This is a genomic window from Mesorhizobium sp. M7A.F.Ca.CA.004.06.1.1 (genome assembly GCF_003999135.1).
In the GTDB taxonomy this organism is placed as follows: domain Bacteria; phylum Pseudomonadota; class Alphaproteobacteria; order Rhizobiales; family Rhizobiaceae; genus Mesorhizobium.
Genome location: NZ_RZPQ01001226.1, coordinates 1 through 1004 on the forward strand (window position 1 = coordinate 1; position 1004 = coordinate 1004).

Annotated in this window: 1 protein-coding gene; it reads left to right on the plus strand. The window is 64.0% G+C overall.

From position 1 onward, the window contains the following. Positions 1-361: 361 nt before the first annotated feature. A partial coding sequence (locus tag EN906_RS35345; RefSeq protein ID WP_127375830.1) for an ATP-binding cassette domain-containing protein occupies positions 362-1004 on the plus strand: 643 nt, incomplete at its 3' end.

Here is a 1004-nt window from a genome sequence, read left to right on the forward strand (position 1 = left end):
ACAAGACGCTGCCGGCGGACGTCAAGGAGCTGGTCGAGAAGAAGAAGGCCGAGATCCTCGAAGGCAATTTCCGGGTGGATGTGGACGAGAATACGCCGGTTTCGGATTGACGCTCTGGCTTTTGGGGTTGGTGCTAGGCGCCCCCCCTCTGTCCTGCCGGACATCTCCCCCTCAAGGGGGGAGATTGGCGGCTTTGTCGGCGGCACTCCTGCTTCGGCGTAGAAAATTGGCGAAAGCCGAAATGACATCCGATCTCCCCCCTTGAGGGGGAGATGGCCGGCAGGCCAGAGGGGGGTGCAGCGCATCCCTCTCAATCAAAGCTGAACCGCAAAGCCAACTCCGATCAGGAGCATCCTTGCCCTTGCCCGCCCCCCTCATCGAAATGCGCGGCATCACCAAGAGCTTCGGCGCCGTCAAGGCGAACGAGGCCGTCGATCTCAGCGTGGCACCCGGCGAGATCCTGGGGTTGCTGGGCGAGAACGGCGCCGGCAAGACGACGCTGATGAATGTGCTGTTCGGCGCCTATGCGCCCGATGCTGGGGAAATCCTCATCCAGGGCAAGCCGGTGCGGATCACCAGTTCCGCCGATGCGCTGGCCGCCGGCATCGGCATGGTGCACCAGCATTTTCACCTCGCGCCGCGGCTGACTGTGCTGGAAAATCTTTTGATCGGCATTCCCGGCAAGACAGGACGGATCGACCGCGCCGGCGGGCTGGCGCGGCTGGCCGAGATCGGCCGCCAGCATGGGCTGATGCTTGACCCGAACCTGCCGGTCTCGGCGCTGTCGGTCGGCGAGCAGCAGCGGCTCGAAATCGTCAAGGCTCTGTTTCGTGGCGCCAGGCTGCTGATCCTCGACGAGCCGACAGCGGTGCTGGCGCCAAGCGAGGTCGACGGGCTGTTTTCGGCGTTACGTTCTATGGCGGCGCAAGGTCTCGGCATCATCTTCATCTCGCACAAGCTCAATGAGGTGCGGGCGCTGACGCATCGCTGCACGGTGCTGCGGC